This window comes from Streptococcus suis (genome assembly GCF_002964045.1).
Taxonomy (GTDB): Bacteria; Bacillota; Bacilli; order Lactobacillales; family Streptococcaceae; genus Streptococcus; species Streptococcus suis_U.
Window position 1 is genome coordinate 1 of sequence record NZ_POPB01000567.1, and the last position, 6,694, is coordinate 6,694.

Genomic DNA, 6,694 nt, shown 5'->3' on the forward strand with positions numbered 1-6,694 from the left:
TCTAGTTTCTCAGAGACAGATTTTGGACTTCTTTTGGACATAATAAAACTCCCCTCATAGTTTCTAGTGAAAATTTTTGTTTTTTCGCTGTCCACTATAAGGGGAGTATATCAATAGAGGATCGATTTTTTCATTTTTTAATGGAAAATTTTCCGGACGATGGGAATACCAGCCATTCATGATAAGCTTGATTGATTCCTCACCATCATACTGGAATTCATTTAAATAATCCCTGTTCACATAGTAATCAATCTGTGGTAAAAAACGACTCGCTGCTACCGACTGAATCTCATCGCCAATATTTCCTGTCGAATAAGAAAAGAGGGCATATTTGGTCATGGCATCTCCTACTTTTGGTTATTTCGTTCTAGTATAGCATAGAAAGGCAGGTCCAACCCCTTAGATTGTCCGTGCACGACTTGCTCCGCTATTGATTTTAAAGACATACTTATGACCCTGGGTCAAACTATGATAGAAGCCATCTCCCTCATAGACTTGGAAAATCTGCATGGTCTTGCGACTTTCTTCGTCCTTATAAACATGTTGAACATAGGGATTATCCGCAAAAACCTTCTCCAAGAGTTCTTGACTAGCCGGACGCACCTTCCCTTCAATGCGGATGACCTGAATCAAGTAGTCTTCTTCTGACAGAGCGGTTAGCGCCACGCGCTCATCCCCCATCAGTTGCTGATAGAAATGCGTTTCCGAACCTGTCATAAAGAAAATACCATCTTCATTGGCAGCTGTGATATGGATAGGCCGCGCATGAGGATTTCCATCTGCATCAACCGTCGCAAAAATCCCTAGCTTCATTCCTTCCAAAATTTCCATGACATCTTTGACTTCCATAAGTAGCCTCCTAGACTTACATTCTACCTAAATTATAGCAAATTCCATAGGGAAAGTTAAGGTTAACATACAAAAATACTACCAAATATTTTCCCATTCTTAGCTATTATGAATACTCCCTAGCTGAACCGTCGAACCAAGATAAACAAAGGTACGATTTTGCACCTTTAAGTCCGCCATTTTAATCCGAAACAAAAAATAATGATCTCGACCATCCTTGGCCACCTCTTTATTGAGACGAAAATAGGCTTTTCCTGAACTAGCCATTGTCAACAGAATATCATCCGCCAAAAAACTCAAGGGAGTATCCAGTGCCGAATATTTATAAAAATCTTCTTCAAATTGATGGTAATTTTCCGAAAAATAATCAAACTGCCATTCGTTTTGTCGAGCTAGCCTTTTCTTCATTCTTCTTCCTCCAAATCAAACGCCAACAGTCTATCCATCGGAATTCTCACATGCCCGTCCATCTCCCTCAGAATAAGATACTCCTTGGTTATGTCTGCAATTGTGCCGATACGATACCGCCGTTCTCCGCCTTCTTGTACTAAGAATTTCCCTACTAATTGCTGCAAGAACAACTGATTAAGGAGGAAGAGCTTTTGTGACAAGGGCAACTGCTCCATCTCCTCTACATCAACTGATGATTCCTGCAAGGCAGTCGTGTGCTCCGAAATGAAAAATCCCATCCATTTAGCCATTCCCCTATCCTGATAGAACCGAACTGAGTCAAAAGGCAAGTAACTCCGATCAATCATTCCAACCCCTCCAATCCACCGGCGGAATGTCCACCCACCAGTCTGCTACGTTCGAAGACCCTTGAGGCAGGATCCAATACATCTGCTGTGACCAATGATGTAAAACCATACTTGTTTTGAATGCTGTCTATAGCTTTCTGCAATCGCTCATCTCTCTCCAACTGTTCGATATCATCAAATAATCCAATAACCATTACCGATTCATCTACTAATTGATCAAAGCGAATCCCTACTCGACGAATGGCCCCATCCTTGTATTTCTCTCGAAACAAATCAATAACAATAGCAGCTAAACGCTTATAGTCACTTGTGGGTTCGATCGTTCGTTGCACCAGTATAGGCATCCGATTCTCTCGACTTGAAAACATAAGTGTCAGACCAACTCTCTTGGTTTTTTTACCCTTTTTCCGCAAACGCCGTGCAACTTGACTAGTAAACCCCCGTAACAAAATCTCTAAGTCTTGTTTATCTGTATAATCTCGATCCAGTGTCTGACTGTTGCCGATCCCCTTGCTCTTTGGACGATAGGGATTTTTGAGATTGGATTCATCTACTCCATGGGCATGGAACCACATCTGAGTCCCCATGACACCGAATTCTTTTTTTAGAAGATCTGGATTGGCCAAGGCTAGCTCTTTCACCGAATAAATTCCCAACTGATGCAGACGTTTTTCTGTTCGATGCCCAATTCCCCAAAAATCGGTCAATCTCGAGATATTCCAAACCTTGCTTTCCACATCTTGATAGGACCAATTTGCCCGCATGGTTTTAGTTTTCTTAGCTTCATTATCCAAGGCTAGCTTAGCCAATAAGGGATTGGCATTGCTCATCCCAACTGTCGCATAGACACCCGTTTGTGCCCAAATCGCATGCTGAATCCGATCAGCCACTCTATCCAATTTCACCTTACGCGATAAAGCAGGATCCTTTACGAAATAGTCCAAAGAAGTGGTCAAATCAAGGAAACCTTCATCAATAGAATATGGAAAAATCTCATCTCGACTAGCAAAATCTTCGAAAATTTTTTGTATCTCAATATTTTTTTCGATATACAATTCCATCCGAGGAGGAACAATGTAGGAATGCTTGGCCCAGTACTCAACGTAACGGATATAGTCAGGAGTCATGGGTAAACCATTCCTTTTAGCATTTTGATAAGAAAATTTCCTCGTCCGAATGTCAAAAGGCAATTCATGAGTCCTTCCGACATTATCACGACCAAAGACCTGTTTAAAAACAGGCGAGCTTGCTAAGATTAACCCATTTGAGTGGTCATCTCGACTAAGGACACACAGGGAAGTTGTCAAGGGGTTCAGCCCTCGCTCGACACATTCTACAGAAGCATAGAAGGATTTCATATCGACAAAGGCAATATCCGAAACCGGCTCCTTAGAATAATCAATTATCCCCATACTAACCACCTAGACAGCCAAGGGCATAAAATGACCAACAACCTTACCTACAATTCTTGGCTGGTCTTCGTAAAAGGCAAACTTATCCGGATGGTCTGGATTTATCGAGACAAGACGGAATCCTTCCTCCTCCCGATACACACGCTTGATATAGGTATGACCAAACCAAACAATAGCATAGATACCACCGTCATAATCAAAACCAGTCTCCTTGATAAGCGCTACCTCTCCTGATTGGAACATAGGCTCCATGGAATTCCCCTTAATCCAAGTCGCTACGTCATGGTCCATCTCTCTATCAAAATAAACCGTTTCTGTCTCAAACTCATCCTCAAAGGTCTCACCAGGCCCTGCCGACAGCAAAATATTGGTCCGAACCTGATAAGCCACAAATTGTATAGACTGCTCCTGTTCCTCTAACAAACGCTGTGAGTAACGCATCACCTTTCCCTGATGAGCACTAGTCAGTTTATGGTAGACTGACAAGAGCTCAAAATCCGACTCAAAGTAACCTTTAGCCACCAAAAAGGTCTCCTCCAAAGCCCGCAGATGCTTGGCATTGGGAACCGTCGTCTCTGATTCCCACTTAGAAATCGTCACCTTCCCAACACCAACCAACTTCCCTAGATTTTCCTGCGTCATCTCATTGACCAAACGAATCGCTCGCAAACGCTCCCCTGAAAACATCCTTCACCTCAGTAAGTTTCTTTATAAAGTAACTTTATTATACAAAATAAACGCTTAACTGGCAAGGATGAATTTTATCTATTGATTTTAGGGACTATGCACTAAAAAATAAAAAAAAAGAAGCTATCAACCAAGCGATGATAGCCACTATTTACGATAAAATCCTTCTTACACATTAAAACAGATGGATAAATCCTCGTCAGAAGTATAGTTTTTCCAAGCCACAGAAAAACCAAATAGATGCTCGTAACCTTCAGGCCATTTACAATAATAGGGTAATCCTAGGATTGTATCCTCTACTTCATCTTCATAGTAGGAATAGGGATGGGCGACAATGCCGATATCGTAATCAGCAACTTGCCAATTATTCCCGTACTGACCCTCTCCATTTAGGTTATCAATCAATCTAGCTTTTCCAAGGTCAATATCTGTGCAAATAGTCAAACTCTTAAAATCAGTAAAATTCCTATCAACAGGTTTCATATGGTAAGAACCTTCCACAAAGTACTTGTCCTCAGGCTTTGAATAACTAGACAATACCGACATTTTTATAGGCTGATCATTTAATTCCAACCAGAAATGACCTATCGGAGTTTTCAAAAGGTCATAAGCTATCGATGTATCCGCTAGGATTTTGCCCTCAGATAAGTCACAAATGTTAGCAGTTTCCAGTAAATTCTTCATCGTGTCCGCAATGATTTCTGACCACTCTCTTGATTTTCCTAATACAGTTTTCATTTTATCCAAAGGATAGGGAGGCTTATTGGCCGGAGCCATAACGATATCCACTACCCGAACAGCTTTTTTTGCAGCTTGCTTGCCAACTGGAACTTCCACCCAATCGCCCTTTTTTATAGCTCGATCAGGACAATAATAAGAATACAGCTTGCCACCATTTAAAAATTGAACCTTACAAAACCTTAGCATTTTACTCGGTTTCCATAAGAGTTCTGGCTCGAGAGGGCGTTTTTCAAAATAATGCACTTCATCCCAATCCCAATAGTCCGCCGTCAACCAGATATTGCAATAGGGACAACAATAGTCATCATAATCATCTAAATAACATTTATCTTTGCCACATGATGGACAAGCTTTTCCCTCCTCATCAATAAATCCATCCAATTCAACCCCATTGATAAATAGACCATAGTCATCCTCCGGCTCGTAAACATGCGTTTCAACAGAATGGTCGACATAGCTCAACCAATCTTCTAACGGTAATGAAAGAATACTAAAAATGTTAACCTCATTCCATCTTTCCTTGAGAGATTGACCATCATAAATTTTTGCCTCAAAAAGCTCTTTAGCTGTCTTAAATCTTCCACCATCTGGTAGATCTGACAAACCTGCCCAGTAGGGTTCTTCATTTCCTGAATATCCAATATATCGAAGAATATCCTGATTATCTGTCTCAAAACGAAAAGCAGTCTCATCAACATTCATCCCCGCCTCAAATTCTTGCAGAAAATAATCATACTGCAAACGAGTAATGGCTGGGTGCCCTTCTGTAGCCGGTTTATGAGGAATTCCCAACTTAAAACATTCTGCTGAGAAGCCAAAATAACCATTCACCAGCTGAAATTGGAAAGTAGTGCCATCATACAACACTTCATAAATCCACCACCTTGAAAGCCCCTCCATGTCTTGCATTCTAAAACCTGTCACTCCCTGACACTCCAAATCCCAAACCAGGGCTGGCGCATTAGAAGGACTTTCTGCTAAACAATCCTCTTCAATGGTCAAGCGTAGGCTAGCTGACGTGCTATCATAAGAAAAGGAACCAATCAAACCATCATGAAAATGACCAACAGATACCAAATATTCTGCCAGTTGTTCTGGATCGGTGATATACCGTATTCTTCTTGTCCACATAAAACTTACCTTTCACCTATCTCTCTCATAGAATTTTGGCAATCCCAGATTAGGGGACCAGCCAAGCCAGCTTACATCATTCTCCAATAGAAAATACCACACAATGTGATCTGAATCAGCTAGTGATTCTTCAAACTCGTATCTATCCCAGGCCCATTTCCCAAAATCATCATACAACAAACAGACCGCTTCTTGAACCCCTCGATGCCAATAAAAACGAGAAACATAGATACAATTTTCCTCAATCGCATACCACTCCAGGCTATGGTCCAATTGGATTGCTGCTCTAATCGCAGCTATAGGATAATCACGCTTTGTCGCAAAAGTTAGCACCATCAAGCCATCCGAGCGCATCTTATAGGTGAAACTATATCCATAATAAATATACTCACCAAATTGTTCTCTATAGACACCAATATCTTTCACATTAACAAGTTTATTGAAACTGATATAAGGCGGCGCTATTCTATTCTCATCAATCGGATAGTAGTCTAAAAAATAAGTTTCAAAAAATTCCTGAGAACAAACGACTTGCTGATAGACATAGTTTGCCATATCAAAACTCCTCTCCTTACTAGCTTTAGTATAGCACTTTGTTAGAGAAAAGCCTGCCAATATGACAAGCTTTTCATGTATAGTCTTTTAGTTTACTTTTAGTACTAGATCCAACTATCTGGGAGATAGTTGGAGGTTGGAAATAAAGCGAACAAAGTTCGCATCAAAAGCCGCAGGCATAACTCAATGCTTTCTTGTTTCTAGGCATTGACTAGCTGAGGTACTTCGCTTTTTTGTTTTCAGGCTCAGGCTGAAACAGTTCCCCAAACTGTTTCACTCCACCGGATTATTCGTATCCCCCAGACTGCTTGCACAGTCAATGGACTGTGCAAGGTTGGAGATAATACTTGCAAAGCAAGTCACTTTTACAAAATCAGGCAAGGCGAGTTCAAACACTCCAGTGGAGTGTTTGAACTCGGAAATAAGGAAACGACGTTTCCTCGATCGTCGAAGTAATAAAAGAAAAACTGATATGTAAAGCCCTTTGTCAAGTAAAAACAATCGAACTGATAAAAAAATGAAAAGTATCTAGAAAGAGCCTAGTTCTTAGCTTCGGGCATT

Annotated in this window: 8 protein-coding genes; all 8 read right to left on the reverse strand. The window is 40.9% G+C overall.

Translation table 11 applies throughout. The annotated features are described in order from the left end of the window. Positions 1-63: 63 nt before the first annotated feature. The 8 genes from C1E99_RS12715 to C1E99_RS12750 all read right to left on the reverse strand — a co-directional run bounded on the left by C1E99_RS12715 (position 64) and on the right by C1E99_RS12750 (position 6,133). The gene (locus tag C1E99_RS12715; RefSeq protein WP_105207716.1) at positions 64-339 is read right to left on the reverse strand and encodes a hypothetical protein; all 276 of its coding nucleotides are present in this window, start codon (positions 337-339) and stop codon (positions 64-66) included. A 60-nt stretch (positions 340-399) separates the two neighbouring features. After that, positions 400-849 carry a pyridoxamine 5'-phosphate oxidase family protein gene (locus tag C1E99_RS12720; protein WP_105207717.1) on the reverse strand — a complete coding sequence of 150 codons (450 nt, stop codon included), beginning with the start codon at positions 847-849 and terminating at the stop codon, positions 400-402. A 99-nt stretch (positions 850-948) separates the two neighbouring features. Continuing rightward, positions 949-1,257, reverse strand: coding sequence for a DUF5960 family protein (locus C1E99_RS12725; protein ID WP_105108089.1), 309 nt, complete (start codon positions 1,255-1,257; stop codon positions 949-951). Then, the gene (locus C1E99_RS12730) at positions 1,254-1,607 is read right to left on the reverse strand and encodes a hypothetical protein (protein WP_105207718.1); all 354 of its coding nucleotides are present in this window, start codon (positions 1,605-1,607) and stop codon (positions 1,254-1,256) included. Before C1E99_RS12730 ends, C1E99_RS12725 begins: the two co-directional genes overlap by 4 nt. Further along, complete coding sequence (locus tag C1E99_RS12735; RefSeq protein WP_105207719.1) at positions 1,604-3,019, reverse strand: Y-family DNA polymerase; 1,416 nt, start codon at positions 3,017-3,019, stop codon at positions 1,604-1,606. Before C1E99_RS12735 ends, C1E99_RS12730 begins: the two co-directional genes overlap by 4 nt. A 9-nt stretch (positions 3,020-3,028) precedes the next feature. Continuing rightward, positions 3,029-3,706 carry a LexA family transcriptional regulator gene (locus tag C1E99_RS12740; RefSeq protein WP_105207720.1) on the reverse strand — a complete coding sequence of 226 codons (678 nt, stop codon included), beginning with the start codon at positions 3,704-3,706 and terminating at the stop codon, positions 3,029-3,031. A 168-nt stretch (positions 3,707-3,874) separates the two neighbouring features. After that, a complete protein-coding gene (locus C1E99_RS12745; protein WP_105207721.1) occupies positions 3,875-5,578 on the reverse strand; it encodes a hypothetical protein in 1,704 nt (567 codons plus the stop codon). A 12-nt stretch (positions 5,579-5,590) separates the two neighbouring features. Further along, positions 5,591-6,133 carry a hypothetical protein gene (locus C1E99_RS12750; protein WP_105207722.1) on the reverse strand — a complete coding sequence of 181 codons (543 nt, stop codon included), beginning with the start codon at positions 6,131-6,133 and terminating at the stop codon, positions 5,591-5,593. Positions 6,134-6,694: the final 561 nt, after the last annotated feature.

Excerpts from the sequence above, each read along its gene's own strand:
- C1E99_RS12735 (WP_105207719.1), bottom strand. The coding sequence starts at position 3,019 with ATGGGGATAATTGATTATTCTAAGGAGCCGGTTTCGGATATTGCCTTT.
- C1E99_RS12740 (WP_105207720.1), bottom strand. The coding sequence starts at position 3,706 with ATGTTTTCAGGGGAGCGTTTGCGAGCGATTCGTTTGGTCAATGAGATG.
- C1E99_RS12745 (WP_105207721.1), bottom strand. The coding sequence starts at position 5,578 with ATGTGGACAAGAAGAATACGGTATATCACCGATCCAGAACAACTGGCA.
- C1E99_RS12725 (WP_105108089.1), bottom strand. The coding sequence starts at position 1,257 with ATGAAGAAAAGGCTAGCTCGACAAAACGAATGGCAGTTTGATTATTTT.
- C1E99_RS12750 (WP_105207722.1), bottom strand. The coding sequence starts at position 6,133 with ATGGCAAACTATGTCTATCAGCAAGTCGTTTGTTCTCAGGAATTTTTT.
- C1E99_RS12730 (WP_105207718.1), bottom strand. The coding sequence starts at position 1,607 with ATGATTGATCGGAGTTACTTGCCTTTTGACTCAGTTCGGTTCTATCAG.
- C1E99_RS12715 (WP_105207716.1), bottom strand. The coding sequence starts at position 339 with ATGACCAAATATGCCCTCTTTTCTTATTCGACAGGAAATATTGGCGAT.
- C1E99_RS12720 (WP_105207717.1), bottom strand. The coding sequence starts at position 849 with ATGGAAGTCAAAGATGTCATGGAAATTTTGGAAGGAATGAAGCTAGGG.